Raw genomic sequence first — 20987 nt, forward strand, 5'->3', positions numbered from 1 at the left:
TGTATCATCTTTAATTATTTTATTCATACAGTAATATAAAGGGAAACTTTTAAACAAATATAAGATATAGGTTTCACTTTATATTAAATATTAAAGAGGGGATTATATGGATAATCTTAGACAACACCAAAAATTAAAAATGAGAAAAATTACTATAGAAGAAATGAGAAAAGAACAAAAAAAAATAAAGGATATAGCAGAATATATACTTAAACAAAAACTAAAAAATAATAAACCAAAGTAGTTAAAAAAGTGGGGTCTACATATAATTAACCCCGCTTTTTTATATACCGGCGAATATATGCGAAAGTTAAAAGTTCTAAGATTCAATCCTATTGTGGACTAGCTTACCTACAGGTCCCTGATGTAACTAATAATTAATTATACAAGGTGTTAAAAGTTGTTGATATTATATAAAAAATTTTAGAATAAATATTTTTTTTAAATAAAAAATAAAATACGACAACGAATTTTTGCATTTTTTTCACATGTAATTTAGTATAATTAAGATAACAAGGGTTTATTTAGGGGGAGATAAAATGATAAGAAAAAATATAAATTCATCAAGCATATTTTCTTTGGGTTATGATTCTGAGAATAAAATGCTGGAAATTCAATTTGATTCTGGAGAAATATACAGACATTTAAATGTACCGGAACGTGTATATGAAAAAATGTTAGATTCTGAATTTGTAGGATATTACATAAATTATAATATTAGAAATAACTATCCTTGTGTAAAGGTAAGATAATATATAAAAACTGCTGGCAATAAATTTGCCAGCAGTTTTTTTGTTTAGTGAATACCTTCATATGGGCTATCCCATTTGTTTAAACATATGTGATCATTTATAGTATCTTTGTTAGATTGGTTATCATCGTAATCAGAGTACTCTCCCATTGGACTCATAGCAACAACTCTATATTTGTCTGGAATACAAAGAGTCTTCTTTATTTTATCTTCATCAAGTGATGCTATCCAGCATGTACCGTATCCTTCATTTGTACATGCAAGAACTAAATGCTCCATTGCTATACCGCTATCAACTAGATATAGATCTTTATTGTCAATAGATCCAGAGCTAGAAGGATCAGCAACTACAACTACAACAAGAGGAGCTTGTGTAACTGAATTAGAAGCACTATTAACGTTATTCATAACAGCCATTGATAATTCTTGCTTTTGGGTTTCATTATCTACTAATATGAATTTAAAACACTTATTGTTTTTCCATGAAGGAGACATTATAGTAGCTGTTAAAATTCTATCTAATTTATCTTTTTGTATAGGGGTATTTTTAAAGTTTTTGATACTTTTTCTCTCATTTATAACATCATAAAATTGCATGAAATCACGCTCCTTTTTGTTAGTATTGGCATTAAAAGTATTAAAAATGCTTAACTTATTATGGAATAATAAAAATGAAAGAAAAATAAAAGAATAATGAAAATATTAATAATAATAAAAAAATGACTATCGAAAATAGTCGAAATGTGTTATAATATTATTTATATATAAAAATATATAAAAGCATAATTTATATGCAAAAAGAGAAGCATAATTTATATTATTTTATAATATGAAAAATGCTTTTTTTATGAAGCTAAAAAGCCTATATGGTAAGATTAGTAAAATAGCTTTTTAGGAAAAATATTGAGGAGGTTTTATAATGTCGGCAGATATAAGTATTCTTATATCTTTTGGAGTTTATTTAGTTGGTATGTTATTAATAGGGCTTATATTCTACAAAAGAACTGAAAACTTATCAGATTATGTGTTAGGAGGAAGAGGATTAAATAGTTGGGTAACAGCTCTTAGTTCTCAAGCATCTGATATGAGTGGATGGCTACTTATGGGACTACCAGGATACGCTTATTTATCTGGTCTTGAATCCATTTGGATTGCTATAGGTTTGGCTATAGGAACGTATATGAATTGGAGATTTATAGCTAAGAGGCTTAGACAATATACTGAAGTAGCAGGAGATGCTATAACATTATCGGTTTACTTTGAAAATAGATTTAGAGATAAAAGTAAATTACTTAGAACTGTCTCAGCTATATTTATATTAATATTTTTTATATTATACACATCATCTGGACTTGTAGCTGGTGGAAAATTGTTCAATACTGTGTTTGGGATGCCATATGTATCAGCACTTACTGTAGGAACAATTGTTGTTATATCGTACACATTTTTAGGAGGATTTATGGCTGTCAGTTGGACAGATTTTTTTCAAGGTATGTTGATGTTCTTTGCTATACTTGCTGTTCCAATAGCAGGTATTGTTAAATTAGGAGGAACTGAAATTACGATTAATTCTATAAGAAGCTTGACTCCTGAGTTTTTAAATCCATTAACTACTATGGATGGAAATACTATTGGAATTATATCAGTAATTTCATTATTGGCATGGGGTCTTGGATATTTTGGTCAACCTCATATATTAGCCAGATTTATGGCTATAACTTCTCCTGAAAAAATAAAGGAAGCAAGAAGAATAGCTATGATATGGGTTGTTATAAGTTTATGTGCAGCTGTTGTTGTAGGTATTGTTGGTAGAGTGTATGTTTCACAATATCTTCAAGGTCCAGAGTCGGAAACTGTATTTATATTAATGGTTAACTCTGTTTTTCCAGCTGCATTTGCAGGGATATTTTTAGCTGCTATTCTAGCTGCTATTATGAGTACTGCTGATTCTCAGCTTTTAGTTGCAGCATCTGCATTTACTGAAGACATATATAAAGCATTAATAAAAAAAGATGCTACAGAAAAGGAATTAGTTTGGGTAAGTAGGATGACAGTTATAGGTATAGCTATAATATCGTATATATTGGCTCTTAATCCTAATAGCTCTGTTCTTGATTTAGTAGCCTATGCATGGGCTGGGTTTGGAGCAGCATTTGGACCTGTTGTTATAATGTCTTTATTCTGGAGAAGAATGACTTCTAAAGGAGCATCAGCAGGTATGCTGGCAGGAGGAATTACTGTTTTAATATGGAAGCACCTTCAAGGTGGAATCTTTGATGTATATGAAATAGTACCTGGATTTATATTGGCTGTAATAGCTATAGTAATATTTAGCTTGATGGATAAGGAGCCTTGTAAAGAAATAATAGATGAATTTGATAAGGTAGAAAATCTATCTTAAATTTAAAATTTTAAAAAGTAAAAGTAGATGTATTAACTTAATATAGTATGCATATCCTTATATATGGTTACTTTAAAACTTGAAACTATTAAATTGAGCTTAGAGGTGAATTTAATAATGAGGAAGTCTTATTTGAGTATCGTTTAAAGGAGTGTATACTATGGGTCTAAATGAAAATGAATATGATTAGGAAAGGGCAGGTTGAAGAAATTCAATGTGCCCTTTTTGAAATTGAATTCATAAATAAAATTATGAGAATTAAGGCATAAGGAAATATTAAATTTGATGGGTATTTTTTATAATTTATAATTTTGCACCAGAACTCGTAACACTATATTACTTAGTATCATGGTATAGAGTATGTAATTTGATAAATGTGGAGATGAGTAAATGAAAAGCAAATATCAGTGTATAGCTAATATAAGAGGAGGTCCAATCAGACCACAAATTAAGGGTATAGTATTTATAAAAGATGTATCTGGGGGGGGCTTGGGTATATGCCAATATACAGGGATTGCCATCATACCAACTTCAGGTAATGCAGGAAGAAGACTTGCTTGTGGAGTGATAAAACCATACTATTTATAGGGCTGAGATGCCCTTTTTTGTACGGAAATAAAAAATACAAACTCAAAAGAATCTATCTTTTTTCTGGATGTTCTAAGGGTTCAGTCCATTTTGCAGGTTCAGTTTTTTAAATTTATATAAAAAAAATGGACAAATCATGCCATGCTTGTACCACTAATTGGGCATACCCCAACAAGAATGCTTTATATACTTGTTTAACTATTAAATATATGTTTACGCTAAAGTTGAGTTTTATCTTGTCTGGATTTTATGATGGAAAAGACAGTGGTTTTTAAACTATAACTGATAAATTTACTTACATATATTAACAGAATAAAACTGATATTATCGCATATAATAAATTTAATAACTACAAATTAGACATATAGGAGGGGTAATCATGGCAAATAAGAAAGTTGTTACTGAAGCAAGAGCTGCACTTAATCAAATGAAACTTGAAACAGCTAATGAATTAGGTTTATCTAATTATAACAATGTAGATAAAGGAAACTTGACTGCTAGACAAAATGGTTATGTTGGTGGATATATGACTAAAAAGTTAGTTGAAATGGCAGAAAAACAAATGAGTGGAAAATAATATATTTATATAAAATAAAAGTCATGGCTAAAGATTAATATCTGGAGCCATGGCTTTTATTTTATATTTGATTTACAGTATACCGGTAATCTTAATTGTTAGCACATATTCTGCTAATAATACATCTTCTTACATAATTGTTCTACGTAGTAGCCTCCTCAATATTAACTACAAATGGGTTTCGTCCATTTATTCATTCCTTTCATAATCTTTTCAAATTATTATATGATATATGTTTACGCGATGTACTTTGACTAACATAAATGCTATGTTCTCTCAGCTATTAGTCTGGGGGATTTTTATAAATTATAGGTTAACAATTGAGGTCAATATCATATGGTATTAGTAGTATAGAAAATTTATGTGAAAGGAGAAATTAAGTTGAATAGATCATTAGTGGATCTACTTAGAGAGGGTGGCTATATACTATATTCTAGACATGGGGAAGCAACAGTAGGAGTAGATCAACCTAATTTAAATTTTTGGTACTGTTTTACTCAAAGAAATCTTTCTGAAGAGGGTAGAAAGCAAGCAATTTATTATGGAGAAATTCTTCGTGATTTACAAATTCCCATTAGTTATCCAATAATAACTAGCCCTTTTTGTAGAACTATAAAAACGGCACAATTGGCTTTTGGGAAGGCAAATATTAAAATCGATCCGTTTTTGTTTGAAATTTACAAATTGAGTAAAAGTTCTTCAAGTACAGAACAAAAAATAATATTAGACTTTCTCCGTTCAATGTTAGAAATAGAACCACCTCACGGAAATAATAGGGTTATTATTGCTCACGGTTTTTCAAGAGATATTGGTTTAGGTGAAATCCCAAATATGGGAACAGTTATTATTAAACCCCTAGGACAGGGAAATGGTTATGAAATCGTTGATAAATTATCCTTAGAAGATTTAGGCAATCTGTTAAGTTAGTACTCTATTTTAGATTGATAAAAAATGGATTTTCTGGAACAAAAGCAACTTTATATTCTTACGTTGATTTTTCTAATAGTGCTTGAATATTAAAGCGTAAAAATATTACTCTATGGAATTAAATATATTATAAATGTAATGCTTGAGGTGAGTTTTATCTTAACCAGTTTTTATTTTTAAGATATTTTATTTTAATTAAATATTATAAAAGTATATTTACTAAACAATCGAAATATATTTATTAGATATGTCTGGAGTGCAAAGAATTGGTTGGATGAAAGAGTATAATAAATTAGCATAAGCAGATACTAAAAATATCATAGAACATTATGATTTTTATTTTATATAAAAGGAAAAGAAATAAGATATAAAAACATAGAAGAGAAGGAGATACCATGATAGAGAAAAAAGAAATAATAGAAACAGGATGGAATTTCCACAACAGTTATGCTCATCTACCTAAATCATTTTTTACCAGAATTAATCCAACTCCTGTACGATTACCCAAGTTAATCATTCTTAATAATATATTGGCAAAATCTCTGGGGTTAAACGTTGAGGCTTTGCAAAGTAATGATGGATTAGATGTATTTGCTGGTAACAATATTCCAGAAGGATCGTTCCCTATAGCTCAAGCATACGCAGGACATCAATTTGGACATTTTACCATGTTAGGTGACGGTAGAGCTGTGCTCCTTGGGGAACAGATAACACTTTCAGGTGAAAGATTTGATATTCAACTAAAGGGTTCAGGTAGAACACCATATTCACGAGGAGGGGATGGTCGAGCATCACTTGGACCTATGCTACGTGAATACATTATAAGCGAAGCAATGTATGGACTTGGTATTCCGACGACACGTAGCCTAGCAGTTGTAACAACAGGTGAGTCAATAATTCGTGAAACAAGGCTGCCAGGTGCAATACTGACTCGTATAGCTGCAAGTCACATCCGTGTGGGAACCTTTCAATATGTTTCAAAATGGAGTAATGCTGAGGAACTTAAAGCCTTGGCTGATTATACAATACAAAGACATTTTTCATATATCAAAAATGATGAGAACCCATATCTTTCCTTACTTAAGGAAGTAATAAAGGGTCAGGCTGAGTTAATTGCTAAATGGCAACTAGTTGGCTTTGTACACGGGGTAATGAACACTGACAACATGACCATTAGTGGAGAAACAATTGATTATGGTCCCTGTGCCTTTATGGATACGTATAGCCTTAAAACTGTATTCAGCTCCATTGATCTTCATGGTCGATATGCCTATGGTAATCAGCCGGATATTGGAGTATGGAATTTATCTAGATTTGCTGAAACCCTATTGCCATTGATACATGAAAATCAGGATAAAGCTGTTGAACTGGCTCAGAATGCTGTTTTGGATTTTACTAAATTGTATCACAATAACTGGATGGCAGGGATGAGAGCAAAACTAGGATTATTTAACGAAGAGACACAGGATGAATCTCTTATTGAAGACCTCATTAGTATGATGGAGAAGTATAGTGCTGATTATACAAATACCTTCCGTGAATTAACTTTTGATAAGGTAGAGGATACAGTCCTAGTTGGCAAAACTGAATTTACTAAGTGGTATGATTTATGGAAGGCTAGATTAGAGAGACAACAGGAATCAAAAGATGAATCACATGAGTTAATGAAAAACTCTAATCCCGCAGTAATCCCCCGTAACCACCGAGTAGAGGAGGCACTAGAAGCTGCGGTGGAAAAAGGAGATTATAGTGTGATGGAGAGACTTCTTAATGTTTTATCAAAGCCATACTCATATTCCCCTGAACAGGAAGAGTACTCAAAACTGCCTCCGCCATCAACATGTCCTTACAGAACCTTTTGCGGTACCTAATATATATGTTTCAGAGAGGGAATTTTAGTTCAAAATTTAAACTACTTTAATAATATAAAAAGGAATAAGTAATAAGAGAGAAGTTCTATTGACACCTGGAATTTGAATTGATATACTTCAAATTCTAGGTGTCTTTTATTATTAGACACTTTAGTAAAAAATTAAACATATAATTAAGTCAATATAAGGAGTTACCAGTATGGAACAACAATCTAAAATCAATGTTTACTATTTAGGAAAAACTTATCCTTTATATACAAAAGTAGATTCATCAATAAAAAAGGTTAATATAGAATGGAATGGTAAAGCCTTTATATGTACTAGTCCACAAGAGGGAAAAATAGATATTGCTAATGCGCTCAAATCCTTCTATACAAAAGCCAGTAAAAAATTAATTGAAGAAAGATTAAAACTATACCAGCCATACTTTAAAGTGAAATACAAATCTTTCTCTATAGAAAGCCACCAAAATAAATGGGGAAGCTGTAGTTCAAAGAGGCATATAACTTTCCATTGGAAATTAGTAATGTTTCCTCTAAATGCCATTGACTATGTAGTCGTACATGAGCTCTGTCATCTAATACATATGAATCATGACCGTTCCTTTTGGCGTTTAGTAGGCAAAGTGTATCCAAAATATAAAGAAGTTATGGACATTTTGGGAACAGAAAAAACTAGATAATTATAGGAGATATAGAACGATTGCATTTAAAAGAAATCATAATACCAAAAATATAGTATGGATATTATATCTATATGTAATGAACCCCTATTAATTAAATTTAATAGAGTATATAAGTATGTTGAAATGTATATAACATTAATAAAGAAGTATTTAGAATTAATAGAGGTAAACTGTACAATAAATAAGTGCGGTTTTCTTTAAAAATAAGTTAAATCAAGGGTTTTAACAGGAAAATTGTATAAATAGGAGTTGTAATTAATTGACATAAGTGATATTTTTCTAAAGAGAGAAAACAGAATAAAGTATTTTTGGCAATAAAATTTACATATATAAACCTATTTTAATCTATGATAGAATGTATTGATTGGTATTTAGAAAAAGGAGGATTCAAATGCAAAACTATAAGATGATGATAGCTTATGATGGTAGAAAATATACGGGGTATAATAAATCAAAAGGTAAATTAGAAAAGAGTATTCAAGGGAAGTTAGAATTAATATTATCAAAGCTTTATGAAGAAGACGTAGAGGTTATTAGTGCAGTTAGTACTGATGCTGGGGTACATGCTAAAGGACAAATTGTTAATTTTACAGCACCAAATAGTAGTTTAGATGAAAAAGAAATCCTTGATTATTTCGAAAAGTATTTAACTGATGATATTATTATATTATCAGTAGAAACTGCTGATGAAAGATTTCATAGTAGATATTTAATGAAAAGTTTAACTTATGAGTATCGTTTATGGAAAAAAGATGCTCCTAATCGTCCTTTGTTTGAGAGACAATATGTTAACTTAATGAATCAAACAGTAGATGTAGCTAAAATTAAAAAAGCTGCAAAGTACCTTGTAGGTGAACATGATTTTTTAGCTTTTACTACTAATAAGAAAACAAGAAAATCAATTAAAAAAATAGTTTCTCTTGATATAAGAGAAACTAGAAATGAAATTATTATTACTATGACAGCAAATGGATTTTTATTAAACATGGAAAGAGTAATAGTAGGTACACTAATTCAAGTGGGTCTTGGTCAATTACCTATGAATACAATTGAGAAAGCTTTTAAATCTAAGGATATGAATGATGTAGGTCATAAAGCTAGTGCAGGATCACTTTGTTTATTAAGTGTTGAATACTAGTTCGTATAAAAATTATATGAAACATAACAATTAGAACTTGATATAATCAGGTTCTTTTTTTATTATTTAACTATTGGTATAAATACAGCACTAAACGGTACCAGAAGTAAGTCTTAGATAATTTTACGAAGGCTTACTTATTGGCCACCATTTTGCTACCGCCGAGCAAAATTTCATACTTATAGGGTTTTATATAAATGTCTACCTAACAGGGATAATATCAGAACGGTACGTACGGTGGTGTGAGAGGAAGATAAATAAAATAATTATTTGCATCCTACTCGATTGACCACCTTGGAATAACATGCTACAATTGAAAATGATGAGCATTATCGATTGAGGAGGGGTGTCTATGAGTTCTGCTGTAACAAAAAGATATAGTATAAAATTAATTAATATCATCAAACATAATAATGAAACTTTTAGCTTTGATTTTAAAAGCTCTAAACTAAAAGAGTGGTCTGAAGGAGACAGTTCGAAAATTTTTATAAGTATCAAAGGACAAGAAGTTGGGAAAAAATTTTCTTATACAACTTTACCTTATGAGTCACATATTCGTTTTACAACACGTATTAGAATGAACAGAAGTGAATATAAGGATCAACTTTCTAAGCTAAAAATTGGGGATACAATAGAAATAACTGAACCACAAGGGAATTTTAAGCTGCTTCGAGAAAAGCGTCCTATAGTGCTTCTATCAAATGGTGTTGGTATAGCAGCAGTAAGATCTTTAATTAAGGCATATCAAAGGAACAAGTCCAATATTCCTATAGTTGTTCAAATTAATGTGGATAGCACTGGTGCAATTTATAAATCAGAATTTGATGAATTGATGAATAAAACAAGCCACTTTAGTTCGTATTATACATCACATCGAGGAGAGTTTTATAAACGACTTGATCATGAAATTCAAAAGATAGTATCTGCCTATGAAGAAGATCCTTATCTATATGTTGTAGGAAGTGATAATTTTGTGAGTGATATTATACGACATCTGAAAGATGTAGGGTTTTTAGATTGTGATATTATTACAGATGCTCATGTTTCAAGTGGAGGTTCTTGCGGATGTAGTATTTCTGGAGGTTGTGGATGTGGAGCGAATCTTATTTAAAATAATTACATTGGATAATATTAATTCCTGCAAAGTCTAAATCCAAAGCCTGGGGGTAGCCTCTAGACACAAAGAAATAACAGTATTATTTAATTTATATGGTTCTGCACGTACTCCATTAACTTTTCTTCTAAAAAATCATTAGTTTCATTAAAATTTTCAAATTTATACTCTCTAATACCTCCTCCTCCTCCATCTTTCTTTTTGAATACGATGGGTGGTTTCAGTGATATTTCTGGAATATTTAAAAGTTTATACATGACTTTTGATTTGTTGAAGCCATTTCCTCCAAGTATACTTATATTCATATTTTAATATTATTCCTTTCTAAATTTTCATTATTTACATTGTCTATTTTATAGTGTACGGTTTGCAAAGAAGTAGTTTTTTAATTGTAAATAAAGGAAAATATAATTGCTTGTAGAATCAATTTTAAGAGGATTTTATCCTTAGCGATATTTTGTATTGAGGTGAATATATCCATGAAGAAAAAAGTAATATGTGTCTGTATAATGGCAACATTTCTAATAGCTTTATTTTCTAATATGTATTTAGAGATTCAATACGATATAAATATACTTGAGTATTTTAAAAAAACAAAGGACTTAACCAAAGAAGAGAAGATGTGGCTGACTGAACATGAGAAGATTATATATGGTTCAGATAACAATTCGCCACCACTTAGATATATTAATGAAAAGAACGGACAGTATAGTGGACTTATAGTTGATTATATTAGAGCTTTATCTATTGAATTAGGAATAGAGATTGAGTATAAACCATTGGGGTGGTGGGATCAATCATTAAAGAGCTTGAATAACAAAGAAGTAAATTTTTTAGACTTAATTCCTTCTGAAAAAAGAGGAAAATCATATGATTTTTCGGATCCTATATATAATTTAAGTGGTGTTATATTAGTGCATAAAGATGAAAATGAGATTACTAATTACAATGGCTTAAAAGGAAAAAGTGTTGCAGTTCCAAAAGGGGACTATGCAGTAGAATTTTTAAATTCAAAGGTAAAAAATATTAATTATATTTTGACTCCTAACTTGATAAGTGCTATTAGATATCTGAAAGAAGGACAAGCACAAGCTGTTGTAGGAGATGAACCAGTAATAACATATCTTATTAATGAAATGAATTTAAAGGATGATTATAAAATATTAGAAAATCCAATGTATAGACAAGACTGTGTTTTTGCAGTACCAAAATCAGAAAAAATACTTTTATCAATAATTAATAAAGGGATTTTTAGTTTAAAAAAGAAAAAAACAATGTTTAAAATTCAACAGAAATGGTTTGGAATTGCTGCTCCATTTGCTAGAGAGAATACATCAGGTAAGATTAGTTTATTAATTTTAATATTCATAAGTATAATATTATTGATTATTTATATATCTTATTCATGGAACAATACTCTAAAAGAAGAGGTTGATAAGAGAACAGAGGAGTTGGTTCTTAGTAGGAATAGACTTCAAACTACTTTTGATAGCTTAACGCATCTAATGATTGTAGTAGATAAAGATCATAATATAATAAGTGTAAATGAAGCATTTTGTAGGTTTTTACAATTAGATAAGGATGAGATTATAGGTCAAAATTGTATAGAATTTAAAGATATTGTATATGGCCATGGGATAGAATATATAATTGAAAATACTTTTTATACAGGAAAACAATACAATCAGGAATTCAAATATAAAAATAAAATTTTTAATATAAGCACATTTCCACTAGATGATAATACTAATAATATATTAAATGTCTTAATTATGGTAAAAGACATAACTAAGCTTAAATTAAGCGAAAGGAAGATGTTACAGGAAAATAAAATGGCGGCTATAGGGCAGTTGGCAGCAGGGGTTGCACATGAGATCAGAAATCCTTTAGGGTTAATAAGAAACTATTGTTATATCTTGAAAAATAATTTGGATGATGAAGAAAAGGTAAAAAAATCTATAGATGTTATTGAAATATCAGTTCAAAAGTCAAGTGATATTATTGATAACTTATTGAATTTTTCAAGAATTTCAAGCAATGAGTATGAAAAAATCAATATGCGAAATTTTATTACTAAATTAATAGAATTAGAGAAGAATACTCTTAAAAAAAATAATATAGATTATAAAATTGTTTGCAGTAAAGACATTATATGTTATGCAAATCAAGAATCATTAAAACATATTTTTTTAAATTTGATATCAAATTCAATTGATGCTTTGACAAATGGTGGATTAATAAGTATAGAATTGAATAAAAAAGGCAATATGCTATTAATTAAATTCAGTGATAATGGTACAGGAATAAGTGAAGAAAATTTAGAAAATATATTAAATCCATTCTTTACTACAAAGCAGTGTGGAAAAGGAACTGGATTAGGACTGTATATTGCTTATAATGAAATACAAAAACATGGGGGTAATATAACAGTAAAAAGCAAGTTAGGAGTAGGAACTACATTTTATATTGATATACCACTAAGGGAGGGAGCAGATGAAAAAATCAAATAATTTACCATTAAAAATACTTATAGTAGATGATGAGATTGAGTATAGAGAAAGTATTCAGATGATTTTAGATGGTCAAGGATATTATATTGAAACTTCAGAAAGCGCAGAAGAGGCTTTAGAAAAATTAAAGAAAACTAATTTTAATCTAGTATTAACAGATTTAATAATGGGTGAAACGGATGGAGTGCAGTTATTAAATAAAATTAAAGAAAAATATAATGATATAGAAGTAATATTAATAACCGGATATGGAACTGTTGAAAATGCTGTGGAGGCAATGAAAAAAGGTGCTTTTACATATTTTGTAAAAGGACATAATCCAGAAGATTTAATTAAAGAAATTAAAAAAGTAGAAAAAATGATAAGTTCAAAAAATAAAAAGTTAATAAGTGAAAAAAATAGCTTAGAATCTATTTTAACAACAAATAGTAAAAAATTTAGAAAAGTATTAAACATTGCAAAAAAGGCTGCTAACAGTAATGTAAATATATTGTTGTTAGGGGAATCCGGTGTAGGAAAAGAAGTGTTTGCAAAGTATGTCCATAATTGTAGCGAAAGAAAGAATGAGAAGTTTATACCTGTAAATTGTCATGCATTTTCAGGTGGGCTGCTTGAGTCAGAGCTATTTGGTCATGAAAAAGGTTCTTTCACTGGAGCTGTGGGTAAAAGAAAGGGTAGATTTGAGGTAGCGGATAATGGAACATTGTTTCTGGATGAAGTTGGGGACGTATCCTTAGATATTCAGGTTAAGCTTCTTAGAATTCTTGAAACAAAAAAAATTGAAAGGCTTGGAGGCAATGACTTAATACCAGTAAACTTTAGACTAATATCAGCTACAAATAAGAAGTTAGAAAAAGAAATTGGAAAAGGTAATTTTAGAGAGGATTTCTTCTATAGAATAAGTACCATCGCAATAGAGATACCACCTCTTAGGGAAAGAAAAGAAGATTTACATATGTTGATAGATTTCTTTTTTAAAAAATCTAAAAGAGAATTAAATAAAGAAATCTTAAATATTGAAAACGGAGTAATGGAATTTTTGCTTTCTTATGACTATCCCGGAAATATACGAGAATTAAAGAATATTATTGAGAGGTTGGTGGTTCTGTCCGAAAATGGAATTATATCAAAGAGGGATTTGCCAAAATCAAAAGATGTATATATAGATGATGAAGTGGAGATAATAAAGCCACTAAAGGATATGAGAAAGGAAGTTGAGTCAGAATATATTGCAAAAGTACTTGAAATGTGTGATGATAATGTTTCAGAAGCTGCAAGAAATCTGTGCATAAGTAGGAGACAATTATTTAATAAAATCACAGAATATGGGCTTAAGTAGGAAAATTTTTTCATACTAAGTAGGAAATTTATTTCCATATAGGAAAGATGTTTCTCAAAAAATGAGAAGCATCTTTTTTTATTTTTTGAGAAAAACAGTTATAAAAAAATTTAAATTAAAAAATACAACTAGAAGAAAAGCTTCTTAGATGCACGTTTTGAACTAGATTATATAATATTAATTTTAAATTATTATTTTTGAGGAAATTTATGGAATGGATTTTGCTACTATAGTAGTTTAAATAAAAGAATACAGAAGTGATAAAAAAATAACAAAAGATCTATTTATTCTTTAAGTAGAGGTGAAGATATGAACAAAATGATTATAACAAATAATAGCTTAGTCTATGAAAAATTTGATGAAAAAATAGAGATAGTTTATTTAAGTGAATGTAGTTATCTTAAAACATTAGAATATGTTAGAGATATGATTCACAAAGGACATAAGCTTCTCACACATCCTTTATCAGGAAGCTTAAAACCAAATGAAACTCCATTTAAATCGATTGCAATAGGCAAAAAGGTAGAGAATTTAGATTTTGAAGGTTTATCAATTATTGAAAATAGCATTGCTTCAGCACAAAAACTTATAAAGGGAAAACCAACTCCTAAATATGCTGAAAGAATTCTTGAAGATTTCAGACTTATCGATCTATCATTAATAGAAAATGCAATAAAAAGTAAGTTTTGCTTATAACAGCAGTACCTTAGAGTACACGCTGTTTAATATAAGGAGGTGTGTTCTTTGCGTTTAGAACTAGGTAAAATCAAAATTAAAGATGTACAATTTGGTAAAAAAACAAAGGTTGAAAATGGAACATTATATGTTAATAAACAAGAGCTAATTGATATTGCCATGGAAGATGACCGTATAAAAAATATTACAATTGAGCTTGCACGTCCAGGTGAATCTGTAAGGATTGCTCCTGTTAAGGATGTAATCGAACCAAGAGTAAAAGTTGAAGGACCAGGAGGGGTATTCCCAGGTGTTATTAGCAAAGTAAAAACAGTTGGCTCAGGAAGAACTCATGCATTGGTTGGAGCTAATATTGTTACAGCTGGTAAAATAGTAGGATTCCAAGAAGGTATTATTGATATGACAGGTCCTGGAGCAAGATATACTCCATTTTCACAGACACATAATGTATGTATAGTTGTTGAACCTAAAGAAGGTCTTGAAACACATGCATATGAAGAAGCTGCTAGATTAGTTGGTTTAAAGATTGGAGCATTCGTAGGAGAAGCTGGTAAAAATGTAGAGCCTGATGAAGTAGTAGTTTATGAGACAAAACCGTTTATTGAACAGATAGCTGAGTTTCCTGAACTACCAAAGGTTGGGTATATACATATGCTTCAATCACAAGGATTACTCCATGATACTTTCTATTATGGTGTAGATGCAAAGCAAATTGTACCTACTTTAATGTACCCAACTGAGATTATGGATGGAGCAATTGTAAGTGGTAACTGTGTTGCACCTTGTGATAAGGTTACAACATTCCATCATTTGAACAATCCGGTAATAGAAGACCTTTATAAGAGACATGGAAAGGATATAAATTTTGTTGGAGTTATTCTAACGAACGAAAATGTATTCCTTGCTGACAAAGAAAGATCATCAGATATGGTTGGAAAATTTGTAGAATTTCTTGGGTTAGATGGAGTTATTATTACTGAAGAAGGATATGGTAACCCTGATACAGATTTAATGATGAATTGTAAGAAAGCTACAAAAGCAGGAGCTAAGGTTGTATTAATAACAGATGAGTTTCCTGGAAGAGATGGGAAATCACAATCTCTTGCAGATGCTACACCTGAAGCAAGTTCTCTTATATCATGTGGAAATGGTAATGTAATTGTAAACCTTCCGCCAATGGAAAAGGTAATAGGGACTTTAGATTATATAGAGACTATGATAGGTGGATATGAAGGTAGTTTAAAAGCTGATGGAAGTATTGAAGCAGAAATTCAAATTATTATAGCTTCTACAATAGCAAATGGCTATAACAAGCTAACTGCAAGAAATTATTAAGAAAGGGGGAGAATATATGAGCAAAATAAAAGTAGTTCATTATATAAATAACTTTTTCGCTGGAATTGGTGGAGAGGAAAAAGCTGATATACCACCACAAGTAAAAGAAGGTGTGGTAGGCCCAGGGATGGCATTAAATCGTGCATTTAAAGGAGAAGCTGAGGTAGTAGCTACAGTTATATGTGGTGACTCATACTTTGGTGAGCATATGGAAGATGCTAAAGCAGAGCTTATAGAAATAATAAAGATATATGAGCCTGATTTATTTGTTGCAGGCCCTGCATTTAATGCTGGTAGATATGGTGTAGCATGTGGGACACTAGCAAAAGCTGTTGAAGAAGAACTAAATATTCCTGCAGTAACTGGAATGTATATAGAAAATCCTGGAGTAGATATGTTTAAGAAGGATTTAAACATTATAGAAACTAAAGATTCAGCTGCAGATATGAGAAAAGCGATATCTAAAATTTCAGAGTTTGGCCTAAAAATTGCTAAAGGTGAGGAAGTAGGATCACCGGAAGAAGAAGGATATATAGAGAGAGGAATAAGAACGAATTACTTCCATGAGATAAGAGGTTCAGAAAGAGCTGTTGACATGCTAGTTAATATATTCAAAGGTAAAGAATGTTTAACAGAATATCCAATGCCAGATTTTGGTCGTGTGAATCCAAATCCTGCTGTTAAAGATTTGTCAAATATTAAGGTTGCATTGGTTACTTCGGGAGGTATTGTGCCACAGGGAAATCCTGATAGAATCGAATCATCAAGTGCAACAAAATATGGAATATATGATATCTCAGAAATGGAAAAATTAACACCTGATAAATTTACAACTATTCATGGTGGATATGACAGAGCTTATGTATTAGAAAATCCAAACTTAGTAGTTCCTCTAGATGTTATGAGAGATATGGAAAGAGAAGGCGTTATTGGAGAACTAGCAAACTACTTCGTAGCTACTACAGGAACAGGTACTTCAGTAGGTAATGCCAAGAAATTTGGAGAAGACTTCTCTAAGAAATTAGTCGAAGATGGAGTAGGAGCAGTTATATTAACATCAACATGAGGTACTTGTACGCGTTGCGGTGCAACTATGGTAAAAGAGATTTAAAGAGCAGGAATACCTGTAGTTCATATTGCTACAGTAGTACCTATATCATTAACAATAGGTGCAAATAGGATAGTACCTGCAATTGGTATTCCTTATCCATTAGGTAATCCTAACTTAGGTATAGCAGGAGATAAGAAAGTAAGAAGAATGTTAGTTAAAAAAGCATTAAAAGCTTTACAGACAGAAGTAGAAGAACAAACAGTATTTGAAGATTAAATAGTTATTAAAATAAAAGGGTGATAAATGATCGCCCTTTTTAACTACCTATAAAAATTAAAAATAGATTTTAGTGAAAGGGGGAAGGCTTTTTGAGTAAAAAAATAGAAGGTGAAGGCTTTAGTAGTAAATGGGGACTATTATTTTCATTAATTGCATTATCAGTTGGTAGTGGTAATATTTGGAGATTCCCTAGGATGGTAGCAATGAATGGTGGAGGATCTTTCGTAATAGCATGGACCGTATTCTTATTTGTATTTTCTATACCATTGATTATGGCAGAAACAATAATAGGAAGGTCAACTAGACATGGTTGTCCAGGTGCTTTTAGGGATTTTCTTGGTAAAAAATATACATGGATGGGAACATTTATGATGTACTGTGGTCTAGGAATTGCAGCATACTACTCTGTAGTTGTTGGATGGACATTTAAATACTTTACTTTACAAGCATTAGGCAACTTGAATTTAACAAGTTTAGAAGCATCAAATGGAATATGGAATTCATTTATCAATAGTAATTGGCAAGTATTGTTATTTCATTTAGTCGCTGTAGTATTAGGTGGTAATGTAATATATAGAGGAGTTTCTGGAGGAATAGAAAAGGTATGTAAAATACTTGTTCCAGCTGTATTTGGAATTTTAATTGTAACTGCAATACGTTCACTCACTCTTGAAGGTGCAGTAGATGGACTTAATTACTTCTTTACACCTAATTGGGAAACCTTAAAAAACCCGCAGACTTGGTTACATGCACTTACACAGTCAGCTTGGTCGGTAGGCCCAGGATGGGGATTAGTTATTACTTATGCAGCCCATACGAAATCATCAGAAGACGTTACACTGCTTGAAATAGGTCAAGGAGTAGGTAACAATGTAGTAGCCTTATTAGCAGGACTAACAATAATACCAGCAATATTTGCACTAGCTCCTTCCCAAGAATATATTACAGAAGCTATGAGTTCAGGAAATACTGGGTTGGTTTTTGAGTATCTTCCATTAGTATTTTCTCAAATGTTTGGTGGATGGGTTTTAGGGACGTTATTCTTTTTAGCTTTAGCATTCGCTGCTTATTCTACATTAATTTCATGTATGGAAACAGGAGTACTTCCTTTAATAGATTCTGGACTTAGCAGAAAAAAAGCAACAATTATCATTTGTTCTATTATATTCATAGGAGGTATACCATCTGCTTTAAATATAAATTTTCTAAATAACCAAGATATGGTATTAGCTGTAGCATTATTGGTAGCTAGTTTATTTACTGCTTATGCAGTAATCAAATTTGGTTTAAGTAGAGCAAGAAATGAATTCTTAAATAATGAGCATGCAGATATCAAAACTGGTATATGGTGGGATATTTGTCTTAAATATATAGTTCCTCTTTCTGTTATCTTAGTAACAGGGTGGTGGTTAAAGCAAAGTATTGAATGGTATCCAGAAACTTGGTGGGATCCGTTTGAAGTATACAGCTTTGGAACAATTGCATTCCAAATTATCATTGCGTTAATGGTTGTTAAAATATTTAATAATAAGGTGGCTAATTCTGTAAAACATAAATATTTCGATGGAAAAACATATCCACCAATTCCAAATAGAGAAGAAGAAATAAAACAAAAAATAGAATGATAATTGAGTTGTTTTAAAGGCAAAATCAGAGATAGGAGGAATTTGGATGAATAGCAGTGCAATAATAGAAATGGTTATAATATTTGGAATATATTTTGGATTTATAGGGTTTTTCCTTAAAAAATCCAAATCTAACTAGAAAAGAAGGGGAGGATATTTATATAGTATATATGTATATTATGCTTAATGTTTAAATTAAAAGTAGGATCATTGATCCTACTTTTTTTATTCTATATATTATTATAGCTTGCTTTAAGCTTGGATTAAATCATATGAGAAACAGCGCCAGAAACAAATGGAATCAACCATACATGCAAGCGTCCCTAATCATAAAGTGTGTCGTACTAGTATCTTCATATATAAGTAATACTTTGCTGCATACTTCTAAGGTCTCTATTATATTTATTGCTTGTGAGGTACTTCCACTAGCATCTTTAGCAGAAAATCTAGATGTATATTGATTAAATGGAGGTTGAGAAATATATGGTGAAATGTCTACTTTAAGTATAATAAATCAATAGTCTGGAAAAATATACTTTCTAATAATATATAAAGATATCGTAAATAAATGCCGAAATATATATATAACTGCAAAAATCTGTAGAAGAGGTGATGTTATGAGTGAGAACAAAATATGCAGCTGTAAAAGAAAGAAAAGCAGAAATGTATTAATAAATATATTGATTTTTATGATTAGTATAGGACTTTGGGGAGGTATTGTTTACTATGGTTATGGCTATGCTAAAAATTATATTGATACTTCAATAAATAATGTTAGACAAGAAAATGCAATGAATATTCAAGGGTTAAGTGATCAAGTCAAGTTACTTAGCAATGAAATAAAAGAATTAAGTGATAGTTTAGATGATACAGATTCGACTATTTCAAATACTACAGATGTTCAAAATAAAATCGACAATAAATTAGAAGAGTTAGATGATAGGTTAAAAGAACTACAGAAAAGTTTAGACATTTTAAAGGAGGCTCCGAATGCTGAAAATTAATATGTTTCTATTTTATTTAGTAGCTCCATTTTTAGCTCTTTTCCTTATAAGTTCAAATTTTGTAGATGATAGTAAACTGCTTAATGTAGAGGCCCAATCTCTTAATGATGAAATTAGTGCATTACATGAAGAGACAAATAATTTAGCAGAAAAAATCTCTGAAATTGGTATGATTATAGAAAAGCATGAAGAAGTTTTTAATAATCAAAACCAAAAATTGACTAATTTATCAGAACTTAGTGCTTCTCAAAGAGAATTATCTAATGATATATATGAACAAAAAATTCTAGAAATGCTGGGACCAGCTGTGGAAGCTCACATTAGTGACCGTACTGAAATAAAGATTTTCAAGTTAAATGAGTTAGATTATCGTGGATATATAGCTAAAGTAAAGCTGTTTGATCCAAAAGCTTTTAAGGTTGTTCTTGCAAAGAATACTCTAGGTGAACTTGAAACTACTTCAAGTGCAGCTAAAAGAAAAAATGCAATACTTGCTATTAATGGTGGAGGATTTTATACTGAAACACGAAATGCTAAAAAATATGCTCAGTTAATTGGAAATACCGTTATTGATGGAAAATTAGTGGAGCCATTTAATGGATATCCAGGTGATCTATTTTTTGCTGGAATCAATAAAAAAGGAGAAGTAGTTGGTAATGTTCCACAATCTGAGTCAGATATTTCAAATCTAAACCCTTCTCAAGGAGTTAGTTTTATACCGGTACTATTAAAAGATGGTAAGAAAGTTGATATTCCTAAAAAGTGGAAAGAAACAAGACAACCAAGAACTATTATTGGAAAATATGCAAATGATGATTTGATTATGATTGTAGTTGATGGGCGACAAGGAAATTGGAGCTATGGAGTGAGTCTTGAGAGATTACAAGATAAATTATTAGAACTAGGAGTAAAAGAAGCTTACAATTTAGATGGAGGCGGTTCAACTGCTATGTACTATAATGGTAAAGTTTTAAATAGGCCTTCTGATGGTAGACAAAGACCTGTTGCAAATAACATTGTAATACTGCCATAATCAAAAACCCTTCTATATCAAATAATGAATACAAAAGCCCATGCCAAGATTTGAACTCCCCTC

Annotated in this window: 20 protein-coding genes and 1 pseudogene; 18 read left to right on the top strand and 3 right to left on the bottom strand. The window is 30.5% G+C overall.

What is annotated here, in order from left to right; genetic code table 11:
- Positions 1 to 106 precede the first annotated feature (106 nt).
- On the top strand, positions 107 to 244 hold the full coding sequence (locus M2214_RS07865) for a hypothetical protein (protein ID WP_248484397.1): 138 nt from the start codon (positions 107 to 109) through the stop codon (positions 242 to 244).
- Positions 245 to 539: 295 nt separating this feature from the next.
- Complete coding sequence (locus M2214_RS07870) at positions 540 to 752, top strand: KTSC domain-containing protein (protein ID WP_248484399.1); 213 nt, start codon at positions 540 to 542, stop codon at positions 750 to 752.
- 44 nt (positions 753 to 796) lie between these two features.
- Here M2214_RS07870 and M2214_RS07875 read toward each other — a convergent pair whose 3' ends face one another.
- On the bottom strand, positions 797 to 1348 hold the full coding sequence (locus M2214_RS07875; RefSeq protein ID WP_248484401.1) for a nitroreductase family protein: 552 nt from the start codon (positions 1346 to 1348) through the stop codon (positions 797 to 799).
- Between the two features lie 322 nt (positions 1349 to 1670).
- Between M2214_RS07875 and putP the strand changes: the two genes are divergently transcribed.
- From putP to M2214_RS07915, 8 genes are all read left to right on the top strand, one after another.
- Positions 1671 to 3152, top strand: coding sequence for a sodium/proline symporter PutP (gene putP / locus M2214_RS07880; protein ID WP_248484403.1), 1482 nt, complete (start codon positions 1671 to 1673; stop codon positions 3150 to 3152).
- Positions 3153 to 3542: 390 nt separating this feature from the next.
- Positions 3543 to 3740 carry a hypothetical protein gene (locus M2214_RS07885; protein ID WP_248484405.1) on the top strand — a complete coding sequence of 66 codons (198 nt, stop codon included), beginning with the start codon at positions 3543 to 3545 and terminating at the stop codon, positions 3738 to 3740.
- A 379-nt stretch (positions 3741 to 4119) separates the two neighbouring features.
- The gene (locus tag M2214_RS07890) at positions 4120 to 4317 is read left to right on the top strand and encodes an alpha/beta-type small acid-soluble spore protein (RefSeq protein WP_248484407.1); all 198 of its coding nucleotides are present in this window, start codon (positions 4120 to 4122) and stop codon (positions 4315 to 4317) included.
- A 381-nt stretch (positions 4318 to 4698) separates the two neighbouring features.
- The gene (locus M2214_RS07895; protein ID WP_248484409.1) at positions 4699 to 5244 is read left to right on the top strand and encodes a histidine phosphatase family protein; all 546 of its coding nucleotides are present in this window, start codon (positions 4699 to 4701) and stop codon (positions 5242 to 5244) included.
- A gap of 395 nt (positions 5245 to 5639) precedes the next feature.
- Positions 5640 to 7115, top strand: coding sequence for a protein adenylyltransferase SelO (locus M2214_RS07900; RefSeq protein ID WP_248484411.1), 1476 nt, complete (start codon positions 5640 to 5642; stop codon positions 7113 to 7115).
- A 199-nt stretch (positions 7116 to 7314) separates the two neighbouring features.
- Positions 7315 to 7797 (top strand): M48 family metallopeptidase, encoded by a 483-nt coding sequence (locus M2214_RS07905; RefSeq protein WP_248484412.1) that lies wholly within the window; start codon positions 7315 to 7317, stop codon positions 7795 to 7797.
- Positions 7798 to 8191: 394 nt separating this feature from the next.
- Positions 8192 to 8938: a tRNA pseudouridine(38-40) synthase TruA gene (gene truA / locus M2214_RS07910; RefSeq protein ID WP_248484413.1), complete on the top strand. Its 747-nt coding sequence runs from the start codon at positions 8192 to 8194 to the stop codon at positions 8936 to 8938.
- A 352-nt stretch (positions 8939 to 9290) separates the two neighbouring features.
- Complete coding sequence (locus M2214_RS07915; RefSeq protein WP_248484414.1) at positions 9291 to 10049, top strand: ferredoxin--NADP reductase; 759 nt, start codon at positions 9291 to 9293, stop codon at positions 10047 to 10049.
- An 89-nt stretch (positions 10050 to 10138) separates the two neighbouring features.
- Here M2214_RS07915 and M2214_RS07920 read toward each other — a convergent pair whose 3' ends face one another.
- On the bottom strand, positions 10139 to 10357 hold the full coding sequence (locus M2214_RS07920; protein WP_248484415.1) for a hypothetical protein: 219 nt from the start codon (positions 10355 to 10357) through the stop codon (positions 10139 to 10141).
- 174 nt (positions 10358 to 10531) lie between these two features.
- Here M2214_RS07920 and M2214_RS07925 point away from each other — a divergent pair, with 174 nt between their 5' ends.
- From M2214_RS07925 to M2214_RS07950, 6 genes and pseudogenes are all read left to right on the top strand, one after another.
- A complete protein-coding gene (locus M2214_RS07925; RefSeq protein WP_248484416.1) occupies positions 10532 to 12562 on the top strand; it encodes a transporter substrate-binding domain-containing protein in 2031 nt (676 codons plus the stop codon).
- Entirely contained in the window at positions 12546 to 13901 is a 1356-nt protein-coding gene (locus M2214_RS07930; RefSeq protein WP_248484417.1) for a sigma-54-dependent transcriptional regulator, read from the top strand. The genes M2214_RS07925 and M2214_RS07930 overlap by 17 nt, the downstream gene beginning before the upstream one ends.
- Before the next feature lie 309 nt (positions 13902 to 14210).
- Positions 14211 to 14597, top strand: coding sequence for a GrdX family protein (locus tag M2214_RS07935; RefSeq protein ID WP_248484418.1), 387 nt, complete (start codon positions 14211 to 14213; stop codon positions 14595 to 14597).
- Between the two features lie 48 nt (positions 14598 to 14645).
- A complete protein-coding gene (gene grdG, locus M2214_RS07940; RefSeq protein WP_248484419.1) occupies positions 14646 to 15932 on the top strand; it encodes a sarcosine reductase complex component B subunit alpha in 1287 nt (428 codons plus the stop codon).
- A gap of 16 nt (positions 15933 to 15948) precedes the next feature.
- Positions 15949 to 17259, top strand: a pseudogene (gene grdF / locus M2214_RS07945) (sarcosine reductase complex component B subunit beta).
- A 92-nt stretch (positions 17260 to 17351) separates the two neighbouring features.
- Positions 17352 to 18887 carry a sodium-dependent transporter gene (locus tag M2214_RS07950; RefSeq protein ID WP_248484421.1) on the top strand — a complete coding sequence of 512 codons (1536 nt, stop codon included), beginning with the start codon at positions 17352 to 17354 and terminating at the stop codon, positions 18885 to 18887.
- Between the two features lie 301 nt (positions 18888 to 19188).
- Here M2214_RS07950 and M2214_RS18405 read toward each other — a convergent pair whose 3' ends face one another.
- A complete protein-coding gene (locus M2214_RS18405; protein ID WP_326521610.1) occupies positions 19189 to 19398 on the bottom strand; it encodes a P-loop domain-containing protein in 210 nt (69 codons plus the stop codon).
- Between the two features lie 106 nt (positions 19399 to 19504).
- Here M2214_RS18405 and M2214_RS07960 point away from each other — a divergent pair, with 106 nt between their 5' ends.
- On the top strand, positions 19505 to 19891 hold the full coding sequence (locus tag M2214_RS07960; protein WP_248484423.1) for a hypothetical protein: 387 nt from the start codon (positions 19505 to 19507) through the stop codon (positions 19889 to 19891).
- A complete protein-coding gene (locus M2214_RS07965; protein ID WP_248484424.1) occupies positions 19878 to 20924 on the top strand; it encodes a phosphodiester glycosidase family protein in 1047 nt (348 codons plus the stop codon). Before M2214_RS07960 ends, M2214_RS07965 begins: the two co-directional genes overlap by 14 nt.
- Positions 20925 to 20987 lie beyond the last annotated feature (63 nt).

Source organism: Tepidibacter aestuarii (assembly GCF_934924865.1).
GTDB lineage: Bacteria > Bacillota > Clostridia > Peptostreptococcales > Peptostreptococcaceae > Tepidibacter_A > Tepidibacter_A aestuarii.